Below are 16,721 nucleotides of genomic sequence, written 5' to 3' on the forward strand. Positions count from 1 at the left end.
ACTTGTAGCGGGTGCTGCTAGGCAATCTGCCGGAGGTCCACAGGTATAACCCGGGAGATGCCCGCCTCGATCATGGTGATGCCGTACATGACGTCTGTAGAGGACATGGTGCGCTTGTTGTGCGTCACCACAATGAACTGCGACTCGTTCGAGAACTTGCGGATGATGTTGTTGAACTTGTCGATGTTGGCATCATCCAGCGGGGCATCCACCTCGTCGAAAATACAGAACGGCGCCGGCTTGAGTAGGTAAATGGCAAACAGCAGCGAAATGGCCGTCAGCGTTTTCTCGCCGCCTGATAGTTGGTTGATCGTGAGCGGACGCTTGCCTTTTGGCTGTGCCATGATCTCGATTTTTGCCTCCAGCGGGTTTTTCGGGTCGGAGATCACCAGGTCGCAGTTGTCCTCCTCTGTAAACAGGCTGCGGAAAACATGCTTAAAGTTGTCTTTGATCTGGTTAAAGGAGTACATGAACTTCTCCTTTGCCACCGTGTCAATCTCGTTGATGGTGTCGATGAGGGCGTTCTTGGCGTTCACCAGGTCGTTGCGCTGCTCAGTGATGAACTTCTCGCGCTCCTCTATTTCGGCATACGCCTCGGCGGCCATGGCATTTACCGGACCCATTTTATCCAGCTGCGAGCGCACGGATGCGATATGCTCACTCAGTTCCTCACTTGAAAGCGGAATCAGCAGTTCCTCCTCCGGCACAGGGCTGGCAAAATCCTCATCTGAAATATTGAACTCCGCAGCGAGGCGCTCTTTTATGGCTACCAGCTTTAGCTGTGTATCGTTTTTGGCCTGCTGCATGCGCATCAGCAACTCGTCGGAGTTCTGGCGCTTGCGCTGCATCTCGCGTATACTTTTCTCTTTCTCGTCCAGATCGCCGCGCAGCGTGAAGTACTCCTTCTCGATCTCCTCCAGTTCGGTAGCATACTCCCCGCGCGCCTCATTCATGCTTTCCAAAACTTCCTGGTTGTCAAGTATAAATTCCTCCGCCTCCGCGATTTCCTGCTCCGATTTTACCAGTTCCTGCTTCAGCCCCTCAATGCGCTCCTGGTTCGTCTCCACCGCTTTCTGCTTGTAGCTGATCTCCTGCTGCAAACTGGCGAAGCGGTTCTTGAGCTGGTGAAACTGGATATTCTCCTGGTTATACCGGCCGGAGATAACCGTGATCTGCTCTTGCTGGCGCTCCAGGTTAGAAGTATAGACCGCTGTTTCCTCCTCCAGGCGCTGCAGTTCCTTCCTGTCGGCCTCGGCCTGCGGCGATACTTCCATACTTTGCTCGCGCAGTTCCAGCAGGCGCTCGTGCAGCTCGTCGCGCTTCTGGTCGAAGTTGCGGATGTTCTGCTGGTGCTGCTCGTGTTTGATGCGTACGGTGAGTAGTTCCTGCTGCAGTTTGCTTACCTCTTTCTCCAGCCCTTTAATTGTCTCCTTCTCCGACTCGCTTTTATAATTCTGCAGGATCTGGTTCTGGGTGTTGATGCGGCTTTGCAGCAATTCTACCTGCTGCTGCAGCTCAGCTACTTCCTCGGCCAGTTTCTCCAGGTTCTGCTTGCGGCCTAGTCGGTTGCCGTCAAACACGCCCACGGAGCCACCCGTCAGGCTCAGCGGCTTACGGATGGCGCTACCGTCTTTCAGAATGATGGTTTTATACTCGCTGCCGTACAGTTCTTCCTCCGCATCCTCAGTAATGTAGACATTGCGGAGCATGTACTTGAGCAGGCTGCTATACTTCTTCTCCGCCGACACCATCTCATACGCGGCCTCCAGGTTGCTCTCGCTAAACGTAGCGGAAGGCTCCAGTTCCTCTATCTCCGAAAGTATAATAAAGTTGGCGCGGCCCTTGTTTTCTTCTTTCAACAGCGCCACGGCATCCACGGCATCCTGCAGCTCGTCCACTACAAAGTAGTTCATGTACTGCTCCAGGTAGCTTTCGATAAGGCCTTTATACTCAGGCTTGCATACAAGTATGTCAGAGAGGAGGGGGGCGGGCTTGCTCCAGGTCTCGGTCTTGCTCAAAAACTTGATCGCCTCCGGAAATCCCTCCATATTCTCCACCAGCGATTTGGTGAGGTTATATTGGTTCTGCCTGGAGTCCAGGGTGCGGTTTAGCTCCACCAGCTGCCCTTTCAGGTCCACAATGGTAGCCTCTGTGGTTTCTATACTTTGCTGGAGCGTTTCCTCTTTGGCCTGCAGGCGCACCAACTCTGAGGTGCTTTCCTCCAGCACCAGCTGCGCCTCCTGCAACTGGTCCTGCAGCATACGCCCATCTTCGTCGGCAGTCAGTTGCTGCTGTTGCAGGCGCTCCAGTTCCTGGTTGATGTTCTGTATCTGTACCTGGTTAATCTCCAGCGATTTGCTCAGTTGGTATACTTCGTTCTGCTTGGACTTTTGCTGCTGCACCAGCTCCTGGTAGGTTTCCTGCAGTGTGGCCTTTTGCTCGTTTGCCTCCTGCAGCTGCTCCTTCATGGCGGCTACCTGCTCCTCGGCCTCTGCAAAATTGTCCTGTACCTGCAGCAGCTCATCGCGCAGCTCCAGTATACTTTCCTGGGTGTGCTCCACGTTGGCGGTGTCCTGGCTGATCTGCTGGCGCAGCTGGTGCAGGCGCTCTTTCAGGTAGGTGCTGCGCTCAGACTTTAACTTGATATCGTTCTCCAGCTGCCTCAGTTTGGCCGTTTGCACCTGCATGGTGCGCTGCATTTCCGAGAGCCTTTCCTGTGTGTCTTTCAGTTCCTCTTTCTGCCCGGCAATGGCCTCCTCGGCTTCCGATACTACCGCAATGTAGTTTTCTTTCAGCGATGCCTCCTGCTGCACGTCCTGCTCGAGGCGCTCCAGGGTTTGCTGGTATTGGGAGATGTTGCGGCGGGCGAACTCCAGGCTGTGCTTCTTGTAGTCGTCCTTCAGGCTGAAGTACTTCACGGCCTGCTTTGCCTGGCGCTCCAGCGTTTTCATGTTCTTGCCGATCTCGTGCAGCAAATCCTCCACGCGCTCCAGGTCAGCATCGGTCTCCTCCAGCTTCTTCAGCGTCTGCTTTTTGCGCACGCGGAACTTAGAGATGCCGGCAGCCTCCTCAAACAGCAAACGGCGGGAGTTTTCCTTGTCGTTCAGGATCTCATCCACCATTTTGAGCTCAATAATCGCATAGCTGTCGGAACCGATACCGGTGTCCAGGAAAAGCTCGTTGATATCCTTCAGGCGGCAAGTGACGCCGTTCAGCATGTACTCGCTCTCGCCGGTGCGGTAGTACTTGCGCGTTACGGTTACCTGGGAGTACTCGGTGGGCAAGATGCCTTTGTTGTTGTCGAAGGTGATGGAGACTTCGGCCATCTGCACCGGCTTGCGTGTCTTGGAGCCGTTGAAGATCACGTTTTCCATCTTGTCGGAGCGGAGGTTGCGTGTTTTCTGCTCGCCCAGCACCCAGCGGATGGCATCCACGATGTTGGACTTGCCGCAGCCGTTCGGCCCAACAATGCCCGTAATCCCGTTATCGAAGTTGATGACGACGCGGTCGCCAAAGCTCTTAAACCCTTTAATCTCTAATTTTGAAACTTGCATTCGCGTGTGGCGGAAACTCTATGTTCTATCTTCAAAAATAAGACTATAATTTGAATAATGCCCTCTTGCAAATTTAAAGAGATGTTATAGCTCATATAGTGCAAGCGGTCCGCTTTTCCAGTGCAATTGCTTTTGGCCCGCAGCCTCGAGAATATGCTCGTACTCGCCGGGTTGGTGAAAGGAGGGGTTATGGTTTAAGTTATGGTTGATCAGGAGCAGCTGAACGTTTTGTCCTGCTGTACTATCTGCCTCGGAGTAACGTATAAAGGAGATCGAATCAGTCGGCTGGTATCCAAGGAAATAATTTCTGCTATGGAAGAGGTAATCCGGCACCACCACAACTAATGGCTTGGATGCAGGTTTCTGTTGTAGAATTTCGATGACCTGCTGATGTTCCTGGTAAAAAAGTATTTTGTCTTTCAGGATGAAGTATAGCCAGGGCAAGGTCAATAGCATTCAAGGCTGTTGGAATAGTAAACACCTTCGTGAGCGCCAAAAAAGAACAGGATGGCTAATGCCAGTACAAAGTAGAGGGTGTAACGGACTACTTTGGCATCCTGGGTAACTTTGCGTTCTGTTAGTGGCATAAAACAAAGATGGGCGTTTTTAAGTGAAATTCACTATATTTGATTAACACACAAAAACAATGGACGACTTTAAGATAGTAATATACATCCTTGCCGCCGTGGCTTACTTTGTGCTAACGCAGTGGCGGAAGGCTTTTAAGGGAGGGCCGGAAGCGGAGGAGGAGGAACCGGAGCCACGAAGGAATCGCCCGCACCATCCGCTTAAACCTGCTACCTCGTTTGAGGATATTTTGCGGGAGCTGCAGCCAAAATTGGAGCAAGCACGGCAGCAGGGGCAGGAGGTAGTGCAGCAGGCAAAGGAGCGTACACGCGAATTGGCACAGCCAGCGATGGTTCCTGCTGCGGAGGCCGTCCCAAAATATAGAAACTATGACGAGATGGCCCCGAAAGTTTTGTCCTGGGAGAAAAAGGCAGAGGCAATAGAGGCAGCAAAGCAGTCGAGCTTGCGCAGGAAGGCTAGTTTTACGGCCTACGAGCAGCCGCGCAAGCCAACCGCCAATCTTTTCGCCGAGATGCTCCGTAATCCCGCCACCGCCCGCGACGCAGTTATACTTTCGGAGATCTTTAACAGGAGGTATACCTAAGGGATGACAGCAGGACGAACATTTTATCGTCTAAGAAAGTATGGAGCGGATTCAGTGGCGGCAAGGCTAACGTTTATACTTGCGCTCCTTTCAAGGCTTTACTCCTGCGTCAGCGCGAAGGTAAGGATGTTGGCGCCCATGCGCAGGGCCTGCTGGCGGATAGGCTCGGGATCGTTGTAGATTTCCTGGTCTTCCCAACCATTTCCCAGGTCAGTTTCATACGTGTAAAAACACACCAGCCGCCCTTCATACAGTATCCCAAAGCCTTGCGGCGGCTTGTTATCATGCTCGTGTATTTTGGGTAACCCGTCCGTAAATTTATACTTCTGCCGGTAGATAGGATGGTCGAAAGGCAGCTCCACAAAATCAAGCTCCGGAAACACCTTCTTCATTTCCTTTCTGATAAACTGATCAAGCCCGTAGTTGTCGTCGATGTGCAGGAAGCCGCCGGCCAGCAGGTAGGTGCGCAGGTTCTGCGCCTCTGCCGCTGAGAACGACACGTTTCCGTGGCCGGTCATGTGCACGAACGGGTAAGAGAACAGCTCCGGGCTCCCGACTTCGACCACATCCTCCTCAGCGGCCATGTTCATGTTCAGGTTCTGGTTACAGAAGCGGATCAGGTTTGGCAGGGATGTTTTATTGGCGTACCAGTCGCCGCCGCCGTTATACTTCAGCTTCGCTATTTTAAAACTGTGCATTTGCGCCATACTTGTGGTAAGGCCAGCCAGCAGGAAGAGGCATAGGAGCAGGGGGCGTTTCATGCTTTTATAACGGGGCAAAGATGTCGTGGAGTACGTTTAATGTATGGCAGGCCACCAAAGCGGCGGTTTCGGTGCGCAGGCGGCTCCGGCCGAGCGTAACCGGCCTTACGCCTGCCTGGTAGGCCGCTGCTATCTCGCCCGTAGAGAAGTCTCCCTCCGGGCCGATCAGGATGCAGTGCGGCTCCCCATGCCTGTAGTAATCCTTTATACTTTTAGTGGCATCATCTTCTAAATGAGCGATAAATGTGTTTTCAGGTATGGCCTTTTGGATGAAACGGTGAAAGGGAGTCATGTCGTTGAGCAGGGGAAGGTAGCCTTTCTTCGACTGCTTCATGGCGCTGACAGCAATTTTCTCCAGCCGGTCCAGGCGCAGGTTGCGGCGCTCGGAGTGCTCGCACAGCAAAAAAGTGATCTCACTCACACCAATCTCCACAGCCTTCTCCATAAACCACTCCATTCGGTCCAGGTTCTTGGTCGGGGCCACCGCAATGTGCGCTGTATAGGGTAGCTTGCCATACTCCAACTGCTTGTTTATGATCTGCAGCTGGCAGCGTTTCTGGTGCGCCTCCTGGATGATAGCCGTATACATGCCCCCCACACCATCAATCAAGTAAACCGTATCGCCGTGACTTAGCCGCAGCACGCGCGTGCAATGCTTCGACTCCTCCTCATTCAAAGTATAAATTTCGTGGGTAATATCCGGGGTGTAAAACAGGTGCACGTTACTGGAATCGTTTTAAGGATGTACTGATAATGCGGGAGCTCTCGCTTTCCGCACTAAATAAGTATACGAAAGTATAAAATTTACGCTGAACCTGCATACGGAATTAAAAAAGCCCCTCCACCTTAGGCAGAGGGGCTCTTCATACTTCATACTTTTTACTTAGTTGATGGACACCTCTACCTGAGGCGCACCCGCCAGGATCTCGTCGTTGGCGTAGTCCGCATACTTCTGGAAGTTCTTTACAAATTTAGACGCGAGCTCTGTTGCCTTGGCATCGTAGGCTTCCTTGCTAGCCCAGGTGTTGCGTGGGGTCAGGATCTCCTCGGGCACGTTAGGGCAGGAGTTCGGTATCTCCACGCCAAAAATCGGGTGCTTGGTGTACTGCACGTTGTTCAAGTCGCCGTTCAGTGCAGCCGTGATCATGGCGCGCGTGTAAGGCAGCTTCATGCGGTGGCCGATGCCGTAGGGCCCGCCTGTCCAGCCGGTGTTCACCAGCCACACGTTCACGTTGTTCTCCTCCATTTTCTTGCCCAGCATCTCGGCATACTTGGTGGGGTGCAGTGGCAGGAAGGCAGCGCCAAAGCAGGCAGAGAAAGTCGTTTGCGGCTCCGTTATGCCCACCTCGGTGCCCGCTACCTTTGCCGTGTAGCCGGAGATGAAGTGGTACATCGCCTGGCTGGCGTTCAGCCGGGAGATAGGAGGCAGCACGCCAAAGGCATCTGCCGTCAGGAAAAAGATGTTCCTGGGGATACCCGCCCTGGAGGGCTCCACAGCGTTATCTATAAAGTTGATAGGGTAGGCGGTACGGGTGTTCTCGGTTACCGAGCTGTTGGTATAGTCTACGGTGCGGGTGCCGGGGACGAAGCGGGTATTCTCCACGATGGAGCCGAACCTGATGGCGTCCCAGATCTGCGGTTCCTTCTCGCGCGACAGGTCGATCACTTTGGCGTAGCAGCCGCCCTCGAAGTTAAACACGCTGTCCTCCGTCCAGCCATGCTCGTCGTCTCCGATAAGGCCGCGGTTCGGGTCAGCGGAGAGCGTGGTTTTGCCTGTTCCGGACAAACCGAAGAAAATAGCCGTGTCGCCATCTTTGCCTACGTTGGCAGAGCAGTGCATGGAGAGGATGTTCTTCTCGTGGGGAAGGGTATAGTTGAGCACACTGAAAATGCCCTTCTTTATCTCGCCGGCATAGCCTGTGCCTCCAAGCAGAATGATGTTCTTGCTAAAGTTGATGATGGCGAAGTTGCTCTGGCGTGTGCCGTCCACAGCTGGGTCAGCCTCAAACTCTGGGGCGCATATGATCGTGAAGTCCGGTGTATGGCTTTGAAGTTCCTCCCGGGTTAAGCGCAGGAACATGTTATTGCAGAAGAGGTTGTGCCAGGCCTGGGTATTTACAACGCGCAGGTTCAGGCGGTAGTCCGGGTGAGCACCGGCATAGGCATCGCGCACATACAGTTTCTTGTCCTTGAGAAAGTCCGTCATCTTGGCGTGAAGCCTGTCGAACTTCTCCTCTTCGAAGGGAATGTTGATGTCCCCCCACCAAACGGAGTCCTCTGTTTTGGCGTCCTTTACAATAAAGCGGTCTTTTGGCGAGCGGCCGGTGAATTTGCCGGTATCGCACATCAGGGCTCCCTTGTCTGTGAGCATGCCTTCGCCGTTCTGAATAGCTTCCTCCACCAACTCAGCAGGAGAAAGGTTCCAGAGCACCTCCTTTGCCTCCTTTATGCCGATACTCTCGAGACCTACTGCGTTAGATTTATCTCCAGATTCTTTCATTGAAAATTATGGGTTTGATTGAAATGATAGGTTTGTCGCAATTATGGTACAAAAATAGAAAAAAATGTATATTCTAATAGGGGTAAGTATCTTTTTAAGTGTTTACTCACACTCCTCCGGCCAACAAACTTTTCTGTATACTTCTATAAAGAAGAAGCCATAGGTAATTCTCAGTTGCTGACTTACGCCTTTAAGTATGGAATTACTTGTGCATCAGCATACTATATGATACTCACCGTTCATGTAAGCTTCTTTAGCAGAGAAGAGGTATAGTACCGTTTACTACGCGTCAGCTTAAGGTGAGTTTAGCCGATGGTCAGAAAATAAACGCCCCGTATCCGTATATAGTATAGTTTATATTTAAGCGCATTTCTAAGTGCTTTTCGTATAGTATACTATGATTTTGTTGTGCTTGTTTGTGCTTTGGCCCTGATAATGAGGCCGGAGTAACGCCAGGTTCTCACGAAACTCGTGGGCAAGGCGCCCGCAGAAGGCGCCTACCCGGGCTTTAGGCTGCCTTTTGCTGCAATACAGGAGGAAGGTTAAATTTGTATAACTCATAATTGAGTCGTATTTTTAATCTTACGATTGCGCTAAACCGTTAAAAAATAACAACCAATTTATGTCGAATCCTCAGAATATCTCCGGAGGGAGAGCGCCGAGTTTCATGGATAAACAAGGCACACTGTTCGGTCACCCTAAAGGCCTGATGGTACTGTTTTTTACCGAAATGTGGGAACGCTTCAGCTATTATGGCATGCGGGGCATTTTGGTGCTGTTTCTTGTGTCCAACACAAAAGGGGGATATGGCTGGACAGACGAGCAGGCATTGGAGCTTTACGGAACCTATACCATGTTCGTTTACCTCATGTCCATACCGGGGGGTATTCTGGCGGATAAGTTCTTAGGGCAGAAAAAGGCCGTTATTTTAGGCGGTTTCACGCTGGTGGCTGGCCACTTTCTGATGGCGTACCCGCCGGAGTGGGCCTTTTACACGGCATTGGTGCTCATTGTGTTGGGTACCGGCCTGCTGAAGCCTAACATCTCTACCATGGTGGGTGGCCTGTACAGGGAAGGCGATAGCCGCCGCGACTCCGGTTTCACCATCTTCTACATGGGTATTAACCTGGGTGCCCTGCTTGCCTCCCTTATCGTGGGTTATGTGGGCGAGGTATATGGCTGGCACTATGGCTTTAGCCTTGCCGGCTTTGGTATGGTGCTGGGGCAGGCCGTTTTTATCTGGGGCCGCAAGTACCTGACCGGCGTAGGCAACCTGGAGAAAAATGAAAAGGATGAGGACCGGATTTTCACCAAGGATCAGCACGGCGCCCCGGTTGCCACCGGCTTTATGGGCTTCAACAAGCAGGAGTGGGACCGAATCTTCGTTATCCTGATCTCCTTTATCATTGTGCTGGTGTTCTGGGCCTCGTTTGAGCAGGCCGGAGGCTTGATGAACCTGTTTGCCAAACAATACACGGACCGCGTCGTACTTGGCTGGGAAGTCCCTACTGCCTGGCTACAGGGCCTTAACTCCTTCTTCATTCTGACCTTGGGTGGCATTGCGGCCGCTGTCTGGGTGGCCTTGGCGAAGCGCGGCATAAACCTGCCTTCCATCTTTAAAATGGGCTTGGGTACTTCTATCCTGGGTATCGGCTTTATCTTCATGGTGTTTGCCTCGCTGCAGCGCTCTTCTTCCCCGGACGGGCTTTCCTCGCTGCACTGGCTGGTATTTGCCTACATGTTCCATACTATCGGTGAGTTGGCCCTGTCTCCGGTTTCGCTTTCGTTCATTACCAAGGTGGCGCCCAAGCGTATCGTGGCTTCCATGATGGGTTTATACTTTGCCGTAACGGGCCTGGCGAATAAACTGGCCTCCTTGATCGGTATCTGGGCTGTGCGTCTGGGCGAACTGGAGGTTTTTATGTACATCGCCGGCTTCACTATTTTCCTGGGTATCGTGCTGATGGTGCTGACCAAGCGCATCAACAAACTGTCGCATGGTATGGAGGATAAGCGGATGGATGAGCAGCAGGCCCAGACCGGCCAGCTGCTGGAGGCTGAGGTAAGCTAATCCATACTTTACAACTATACTTAAAAAGCCCCTGACGCGAAACCGTCAGGGGCTTTTTTATGATTAAGTTTATACTTGTGCCGGCAGGAGAGAAACTTTCGACATTATACTTGTGTTCTTCCCAGGATTTATATTTTTAGCCAATTCATACTTTTAGTCAATGTTTTTTCATGTTCGTGCGCGGCAGTTCGTGTTGCCGCTGCTGCTGGGCTTTACTGCTGTGGCCTGCAAAACCGTAACCGAGGTTGCCCCCAAAGTAGCCGAGGAGCCCGCCACGGTCTATACCATTAAGAAGGGAGCCCATTACTCAGACAAGAACAACGTTCGGAAACTTACCACCAGCCGCATCCGCTTTGAGGTTACTTTCGACAGCACGGCCATTTATACTTCCGTGAAGCCCAACAACCAGGCAGACATCAACAAGCTTTACGGGCTGTCGGACTGCAACACCAGCCACCATACCAACAGCGCGCGCTTCGGCTGGCGTTGGTACAACAACCGCCTGGAGGTGCTGGCCTATACTTACTTAAACAAGAAGTGGGAATACAAACTGCTGGGATCCGTTCCTCTCGGACAGAAAGTTGCGCTTGAGCTGCGCATGGAGGAGGGCAACTATGTTTTTGAAATGCTGGGGAAGGAGGTGGACATGCCGCGCGCCTGTAACGGAGCGGCAGAGGGTTATCAGCTGTACCCATACTTCGGCGGCGACGAAACTGCTCCCCACGACATCACGATCCGTATCAAAGATCTGAAGTAAAGTATAGCCTTATACATTTTATACTTCCGTAGCGCCTGTTAAAAGCAAAAAGCCCTGCGCCATAATAGGCGCAGGGCTTTTATACTTTAGGTGCGGGGGCTGATTACATCATGCCGCCCATGCCACCCATGCCACCTGGCATAGCTGGGGCACCCTTATCTTCCTCTGGCTCCTCAGAAACCACGCACTCTGTCGTCAGCAGCAGGCCAGCGATAGAAGCGGCGTTCTCCAGGGCAAGACGCGTAACTTTGGTTGGGTCGATGATACCGGCCGCAAACATGTTCTCATACTTATTGTCGCGGGCGTTGTAACCGTAATCAGTCTTGCCTTCGCGCACAGCCTGTACCACTACAGAGCCCTCGCCGCCAGCGTTGGAAACGATGGTTCTCAGCGGAGCCTCCAGGGCAGTTTTGATGATGCTTACACCTGTCTGCTCATCGGCATTGTAAACGTCGATGTTGTTCAGGGCATCCAGCGCACGGATCAAGGCAACGCCACCACCGGCCACGATACCTTCCTCAACGGCAGCACGCGTAGCGTGCAGGGCATCGTCCACGCGGTCTTTCTTCTCTTTCATCTCCACCTCCGTAGAAGCACCGATGTAAAGGATAGCTACACCGCCAGACAGCTTAGCCAGGCGCTCCTGCAGCTTCTCTCTGTCGTAGTCAGATGTAGTGGACTCCATCTGCGACTTGATCTGGTTGATGCGCGCTACGATATCATCTTTCGTGCCGGCACCGTTCACCAGCGTCGTATTGTCTTTGTCGATGATCACTTTCTCCGCCTGACCCAGGTAATCGATCGTAGCGTTCTCCAGTTTGTAACCGCGCTCCTCAGAGATCACCGTGCCGCCTGTCAGGATAGCAATATCCTCCAGCATGGCTTTTCTTCTGTCACCAAATCCAGGGGCCTTCACAGCAGCGATTTTCAGGGAACCGCGCAGTTTGTTTACTACCAGCGTGGCAAGCGCCTCACCGTCCACGTCTTCTGCAACGATCACCAGGCCTTTACCAGTCTGAACAACCTGCTCCAGCACTGGCAGCAGCTCCTTCATAGTAGAAACTTTCTTGTCGTAGATCAGGATGTACGGGTTGTCAAAGTCAGCTTCCATTTTCTCCGCGTTCGTCACGAAGTATGGAGACAGGTAACCGCGGTCGAACTGCATACCTTCCACCGTCTTCACTTCAGTTTCCGTGCCTTTTGCCTCTTCTACCGTAATCACACCGTCTTTACCAACTTTGTCCATCGCGTCAGCGATCATTTTACCGATTTCCGGGTCGTTGTTGGCAGAGATGGTACCTACCTGCGCGATTTCAGAAGAGTTGTCGATCGTCTTGGACTGCGACTTCAGGTTCGCCACCACCGCGTCAACGGCTTTGTCGATACCGCGCTTCAGGTCCATTGGGTTGGCGCCTGCCGCCACGTTCTTAATACCGGCCGTGTAGATCGCCTGGGCCAGAACTGTGGCAGTGGTTGTTCCGTCACCCGCCTGGTCAGCTGTCTTGGAGGCAACCTCTTTTACCAGCTGTGCGCCCATATTTTCGATAGGATCTTTCAGTTCGATCTCTTTCGCTACAGACACACCGTCCTTGGTGATGGTCGGTGCTCCAAATTTCTTATCGATGATTACGTTGCGGCCTTTAGGGCCCAGGGTTACTTTAACAGCATTTGCCAGTTTATCAACGCCAGATTTAATCTTCGCGCGTGCATCGGCATCAAATGTGATGTTTTTAGCCATAGTTATAATTTTTTACTAATTGGGTTAACTGATTGGATAAAATAAGATTAAAGAACTGCCAGGATGTCTGACTCACGCATGATCAGGTAATCGTTACCATCCACGGAGATCTCGGTACCGGCATACTTGCCATACAACACAGTGTCGCCTACGCTTACCTGTGGCTTCATCAGGGCACCTTGCTCCGATACTTTGCCTTCACCAACGGCTACCACCTCACCACGTTGAGGTTTCTCTTTAGCAGTGTCAGGGATAATGATACCAGATTTGGTCTTTTCTTCTGCTGCAGCCGGAGCCACAATCACTCTGTCTGCTAATGGTTTGATGTTGATTGACATAGTTCTTGATTATTTATAAGTTATGTTTATTGTTTAAGATTCTACAATAACACCTGAGCTTTATCATTTCCTATGCCAATAAGCAGAAGGTGCCATTTTAAGCCAATTTTTCAGATTTTAACGCTGGAACGTCTGCCAGGTTGATCATTTCCTGCCACCATCCGGAACTTTTTTGTAAATCTGTCATACTTTGGCTGGCAGGCGCAAAATAAAAAAGCCGGCCTTTAGCAGGACCGGCTTAACCCACAGGGGGAGAGTTGTCTGTTATTCTTGCGTTGCAGTATCTACCATTGTTGGTATTTCGCCTGCGCCAGGGATAGCGGCAGTCGTGTCAGCGCCTGGAAGCGCTCCGGCAGGGGCTGCTGGCATCTGTGACTGACGCGCACGCTCCTCGTTCACGCTGCGCACGGTGCCTTCACCTGTGCTGCTAAGCATGTGCGTACCCAAAGTAAGCACCACCAGCGCAATGGCAAATCCCCAGGTTAGTTTCTCGAGCAGGTCGCCGGTGCGCTTCACGCCCATTAGCTGGCTGGTGCTACCGCCAAACTGGCTGGATAGGCCGCCTCCCTTCGGATTCTGAGCAAGTACAACCAATACGAGCAGCACGCAGATAAAGATAATGATACTAATAAGGGCGATATACATGTTAGCTTAAGTTTTGTAATTTTTCAATCTGTTCGGCAAAGTAACTCTTTTTTTCCGGACTTTTCAAAATGAGTTGCTCATATATTTTAATGGCTTTTTTCACTTTGCCTTGCTGCAGGAAGATGTTTGCCAGGCTCTCGGAGGCCATCCCGCGCTTTATTTTAGAACTTTTGAGGGACAGGTCCTCCTGCGGCTCCGGTTTAAGCCTGATGTTGTTCAGCGTCTTAAGCCGCGGGTTAATCTTCAGGAACTGGTCGATAATGTCCTGCTGCCCATGCAGCGCAGGTCCGGCCGTGTCTTCCTGCTGTACCAGGTCATGGGTTTTGCTGTACTCCAGGATCAGCTCCGGATGGAAGCCGGCAGGCTTAGGCCGCGTCAGCTCATTCTCCTCTTTCAGTTGCAGCGCCTCGCCCATACGGCTCGAGGCCATCCAGTAGCCCAACACATCCTGCCGGTACATGTCCTCTATTGCATCAAAGGCATACTTCACCTCCGTCTCCTCAGGGGCAGTCGCCTCTTCTATGGAAGTATGAGCAGCCGCTTCCTCTGCCTCCTCGGTGCTATAGTATAGGTGGGCCGCTGCGGCCGCCTCTGCCGCTATAATACTGGCAAGGTCTTCCTCAGGCTGGTATACTTCCGGCTCCTGCTTGGCGGGTAGGGCCAGAGGGGGAGTGGGGGCTTCTGGTGCCTGGGGATCAACGTCCGGTTTCTGGGCCAGCAGGTCGGTAAAGGAGGGACTGAGGCTTTTGATCGTCAGGAGCAGGGCCAGTTCAGAGTTCAGTTTCTCCATCGGCTGCTCCAGCATATTGCCGGCCGGTAGGTCGGAAACTGTCCTCTCAGCAGCTCCTTCGTCAAGAGTAGTTTCTTCTACATCTGCTGGAGGTATACTTTGCTGCTCCTCAGCTATATTTTGCTCTGCCGATACTGCCTCAGCTGTTTCTATTTGATCATCCGCCGTGGCTATACTTGCTACAGGGCCAGTATCTTCTTCAGCGATAAATTCCTCTAAAACAGGTGTCTTATCTTGCTCTACCTCGGGTGATGCTGTAAGTGGGGCAGGAGCGATGGGCTGTGCCGTCGCATTTTTTTCTTCAACAGACGCTTCGTCGAACACCGGCTCGGCTACCGGCGAAGTATAAATGATGCGCTTGAGCAGCTGGCGGTTGGTCGCGTAGGCTGAGGCACGGCGCAGGCGCTGGGTTGAGAGCATGCTGCCTTTGTCGTAGGCTGATTTGGCTAACAACAGGTGTGCTGTCTGGCAATACGGAAAAGTGGCCGCCACCTTCTCCAGCTCTTCGGTTTGCTGGTCGGAAATGGTGGCTGCTTGCTGAATGAGTTGTAGAAAAGCCGATTTATTCATGTGGACCTGTTTCTGTTAATAACGGCATTACCAGTCTGCCACGGTTTTGTTGAACACATCCACCACCAGTTGCTCCGACATCTGCTCGATCTGCGCGGTTGAGAGCTGGGTCACATCCACGTTCTGCGGAAAATCCTGCGAAATGGTGAATGTCCTTTCGAAGTCCTTCTCCGGCTGCTTCACGTTGGCAAAGCGAATCTGCAGGCCCAGCGTCAGTCGGTTAAGGGAGGCGATGTCCTGCTGCCCCTCGCGCTGAATGGCCGCCGGCGAGTAGGTAAAGCTAACGATCTGACCGGCTATTTGCAAGTCGCCCTCGCCCTGCACAATGGCCAGGTTGGTGTTGCGGCGGTAGTAGTCCTTCAGGTTGTCGGTTACCACCTGCGTCAGGTTAGAAGGGCCCTCGCCGGTGCTGTTTTCGATGTTCTGGATGGAGATGGTCCGGATGTCCGGCGACAGGTTGGTGCCGGTAAAAGAGTAAATGCCGCAGCCGCCGCTTACAAACAGCAGCAAAAGCAGCAGATGGCTGAGCAAACGGGTTTTAGTCTTCAATGTCATACTGCTTTAGTTTGCGGTACAGGGTGCGCTCCGAGATGCCCAGGTCCTGGGCGGCATACTTGCGCTTGTTGTTGTGCTTCTTCAGCGCCTTCAGGATCATTTCCCGCTCTTTATCCTCTAAAGATAAACTTTCTTCCTCGGTTTCGTGCGGGATGTCCTCTACTTTATCATCCTCATACTCCTGCGGCTGGCTCTGTTTGATGGGCAGGTAATAAGGCTCCGCCTGTACAGGCTCCTGCTTATAGGATCGCCCGTTGTACTGTGGCTTCTCCATGTTCTCGAACAGTTGGCTGTGCTCGCGCAGCAAATCCTCGTCCTTGGGTTGATGCGCCAGCATGTTAAACACCAGTTTCTTCAACTCCGACATATCACGGCGCATATCGAACAGTACCTTGTACAACAGGTCACGCTCCGAAATAGGTCCCTCTGATGCATTTTCACGGGCCAGCACGGCCGGCAGCGAGGTGCTAGTTTCGCGGGGCAGGTAGTGGCGCAGCTTCTCGGCGCCAATCTCGCGGTCGTATTCCAGCACGGAGATCTGCTCCACGATATTTTTTAGCTGGCGGATGTTACCCGGCCAGCGGTAAGCCAGCAGTTCTTTTACCGCATCGGGCGTCAGGTAGATGGCCTGCACTTTATACTTCTCCGAGAAATCGGCGGCAAATTTTCGAAACAGCAGGTGAATGTCGTCGCCGCGGTCGCGCAGGGCCGGGACAGAGATCGGCACGGTGTTGAGGCGGTAATACAAGTCCTCCCGGAAGATTCCCTTCTCCACGGCCTTTAGCAGGTTCACGTTCGTGGCCGCCACCACACGCACATCGGTTTTCTGTACTTTAGAGGAGCCTACCTTGATAAACTCACCATTCTCCAGCACGCGCAACAGGCGGGCCTGCGTTCCCAGGGGCATCTCACCAATCTCATCCAGGAAGATCGTGCCGCCGTCCGTTACCTCAAAGTATCCCTTGCGGGCTTCCTGAGCGCCTGTAAAAGAGCCTTTCTCATGACCAAATAATTCTGAATCGATCGTGCCCTCCGGGATGGCGCCGCAGTTGATGGCGATAAACTGGCCGTGCTTGCGCGGACTGAGCTGGTGGATGATCTTGGAAAAAGACTCCTTTCCGCTGCCGCTCTCCCCGGTAATCAGCACGGTCATCTCGGTGGGGGCCACCTGCGCCGCCACCTGGATGGCATAGTTCAGCAAGGGCGAGTTACCAATGATGCCGAAGCGCTGTTTTATACTTTGTATATCGATCGTGCGCATTATTTAAATT

Annotated in this window: 13 protein-coding genes; 3 read left to right on the forward strand and 10 right to left on the reverse strand. The window is 52.6% G+C overall.

The genetic code is table 11. The features are described from left to right. Positions 1–17: 17 nt before the first annotated feature. A complete protein-coding gene (gene smc / locus A3841_RS03105) occupies positions 18–3,554 on the reverse strand; it encodes a chromosome segregation protein SMC (RefSeq protein WP_073850853.1) in 3,537 nt (1,178 codons plus the stop codon). Positions 3,555–4,200: 646 nt separating this feature from the next. Here smc and A3841_RS03115 point away from each other — a divergent pair. Next, a complete protein-coding gene (locus tag A3841_RS03115) occupies positions 4,201–4,725 on the forward strand; it encodes a hypothetical protein (protein WP_073850855.1) in 525 nt (174 codons plus the stop codon). Between the two features lie 98 nt (positions 4,726–4,823). Here the strand turns inward: A3841_RS03115 and A3841_RS03120 are convergent, their stop codons facing one another. The 3 genes from A3841_RS03120 to pckA form a co-directional block, all read right to left on the reverse strand. Beyond that, on the reverse strand, positions 4,824–5,486 hold the full coding sequence (locus A3841_RS03120) for a DUF4159 domain-containing protein (RefSeq protein ID WP_073850856.1): 663 nt from the start codon (positions 5,484–5,486) through the stop codon (positions 4,824–4,826). Between the two features lie 4 nt (positions 5,487–5,490). Next, positions 5,491–6,207 (reverse strand): 16S rRNA (uracil(1498)-N(3))-methyltransferase, encoded by a 717-nt coding sequence (locus A3841_RS03125; RefSeq protein WP_073850857.1) that lies wholly within the window; start codon positions 6,205–6,207, stop codon positions 5,491–5,493. Between the two features lie 162 nt (positions 6,208–6,369). Beyond that, on the reverse strand, positions 6,370–7,986 hold the full coding sequence (gene pckA, locus A3841_RS03130; RefSeq protein ID WP_073850858.1) for a phosphoenolpyruvate carboxykinase (ATP): 1,617 nt from the start codon (positions 7,984–7,986) through the stop codon (positions 6,370–6,372). 667 nt (positions 7,987–8,653) lie between these two features. Between pckA and A3841_RS03135 the strand changes: the two genes are divergently transcribed. Further along, positions 8,654–10,057 (forward strand): peptide MFS transporter, encoded by a 1,404-nt coding sequence (locus tag A3841_RS03135; protein WP_073851191.1) that lies wholly within the window; start codon positions 8,654–8,656, stop codon positions 10,055–10,057. A gap of 160 nt (positions 10,058–10,217) precedes the next feature. Beyond that, positions 10,218–10,814 carry a hypothetical protein gene (locus tag A3841_RS03140; protein ID WP_073850859.1) on the forward strand — a complete coding sequence of 199 codons (597 nt, stop codon included), beginning with the start codon at positions 10,218–10,220 and terminating at the stop codon, positions 10,812–10,814. A 103-nt stretch (positions 10,815–10,917) separates the two neighbouring features. Here the strand turns inward: A3841_RS03140 and groL are convergent, their stop codons facing one another. From groL to A3841_RS03170, 6 genes are all read right to left on the reverse strand, one after another. Continuing rightward, entirely contained in the window at positions 10,918–12,552 is a 1,635-nt protein-coding gene (groL, locus tag A3841_RS03145; protein WP_073850860.1) for a chaperonin GroEL, read from the reverse strand. 47 nt (positions 12,553–12,599) lie between these two features. Beyond that, entirely contained in the window at positions 12,600–12,890 is a 291-nt protein-coding gene (gene groES, locus A3841_RS03150) for a co-chaperone GroES (protein ID WP_139307869.1), read from the reverse strand. A 264-nt stretch (positions 12,891–13,154) separates the two neighbouring features. After that, positions 13,155–13,535: a preprotein translocase subunit SecG gene (gene secG / locus A3841_RS03155; protein ID WP_073850861.1), complete on the reverse strand. Its 381-nt coding sequence runs from the start codon at positions 13,533–13,535 to the stop codon at positions 13,155–13,157. A gap of 1 nt (position 13,536) precedes the next feature. After that, positions 13,537–14,895 (reverse strand): hypothetical protein, encoded by a 1,359-nt coding sequence (locus tag A3841_RS03160; protein ID WP_073850862.1) that lies wholly within the window; start codon positions 14,893–14,895, stop codon positions 13,537–13,539. A gap of 27 nt (positions 14,896–14,922) precedes the next feature. Further along, complete coding sequence (gene lptE / locus A3841_RS03165; RefSeq protein WP_073850863.1) at positions 14,923–15,450, reverse strand: LPS assembly lipoprotein LptE; 528 nt, start codon at positions 15,448–15,450, stop codon at positions 14,923–14,925. Beyond that, positions 15,434–16,711, reverse strand: a complete 1,278-nt coding sequence (locus A3841_RS03170; RefSeq protein ID WP_073850864.1) for a sigma-54 interaction domain-containing protein — start codon at positions 16,709–16,711, stop codon at positions 15,434–15,436. Before A3841_RS03170 ends, lptE begins: the two co-directional genes overlap by 17 nt. Positions 16,712–16,721 lie beyond the last annotated feature (10 nt).

This window comes from Pontibacter flavimaris, assembly GCF_001907195.1.
Classification (GTDB): Bacteria; Bacteroidota; Bacteroidia; order Cytophagales; family Hymenobacteraceae; genus Pontibacter; species Pontibacter flavimaris.

Bases quoted from the DNA above. Each gene is read 5' to 3' on its own strand.
- smc (WP_073850853.1), bottom strand. From the start codon at position 3,554: ATGCAAGTTTCAAAATTAGAGATTAAAGGGTTTAAGAGCTTTGGCGAC.
- A3841_RS03115 (WP_073850855.1), top strand. From the start codon at position 4,201: ATGGACGACTTTAAGATAGTAATATACATCCTTGCCGCCGTGGCTTAC.
- A3841_RS03120 (WP_073850856.1), bottom strand. From the start codon at position 5,486: ATGAAACGCCCCCTGCTCCTATGCCTCTTCCTGCTGGCTGGCCTTACC.
- pckA (WP_073850858.1), bottom strand. From the start codon at position 7,986: ATGAAAGAATCTGGAGATAAATCTAACGCAGTAGGTCTCGAGAGTATC.
- A3841_RS03135 (WP_073851191.1), top strand. From the start codon at position 8,654: ATGGATAAACAAGGCACACTGTTCGGTCACCCTAAAGGCCTGATGGTA.
- A3841_RS03140 (WP_073850859.1), top strand. From the start codon at position 10,218: ATGTTTTTTCATGTTCGTGCGCGGCAGTTCGTGTTGCCGCTGCTGCTG.
- groL (WP_073850860.1), bottom strand. From the start codon at position 12,552: ATGGCTAAAAACATCACATTTGATGCCGATGCACGCGCGAAGATTAAA.
- groES (WP_139307869.1), bottom strand. From the start codon at position 12,890: ATGTCAATCAACATCAAACCATTAGCAGACAGAGTGATTGTGGCTCCG.
- secG (WP_073850861.1), bottom strand. From the start codon at position 13,535: ATGTATATCGCCCTTATTAGTATCATTATCTTTATCTGCGTGCTGCTC.
- A3841_RS03160 (WP_073850862.1), bottom strand. From the start codon at position 14,895: ATGAATAAATCGGCTTTTCTACAACTCATTCAGCAAGCAGCCACCATT.
- lptE (WP_073850863.1), bottom strand. From the start codon at position 15,450: ATGACATTGAAGACTAAAACCCGTTTGCTCAGCCATCTGCTGCTTTTG.
- A3841_RS03170 (WP_073850864.1), bottom strand. From the start codon at position 16,711: ATGCGCACGATCGATATACAAAGTATAAAACAGCGCTTCGGCATCATT.